At 55.6% G+C, this 279-nt stretch carries 1 rRNA gene; it reads left to right on the forward strand.

Annotation, left to right across the window (positions count from 1 at the left end):
- The first annotated feature begins 161 nt into the window (after positions 1 to 161).
- Positions 162 to 278: ribosomal RNA gene (gene rrf, locus ACWBNA_RS42110) — 5S ribosomal RNA — on the forward strand.
- The last annotated feature ends 1 nt before the right edge of the window (position 279 follow it).

Here is a 279-nt window from a genome sequence, read left to right on the forward strand (position 1 = left end):
TGGAAGCACGGTAACGTGTGGAGTTGACCGGTACTAATAGGCCGAGGGCTTGTCCTCAGTTGCTCGCGTCCACTGTGTTAGTTCTGAGGCAACGACTGTTGCCGGCTTAGAGCTGAACGCAAAACTGAAAAGTGTGCTTGTTCGCTCGAAACCAATAGGGTTTCGGTGGTTATAGCGTGAGGGAAACGCCCGGTTACATTCCGAACCCGGAAGCTAAGCCTTACAGCGCCGATGGTACTGCAGGGGGGACCCTGTGGGAGAGTAGGACGCCGCCGAACA

This window comes from Streptomyces sp. Q2 (genome assembly GCF_056820935.1).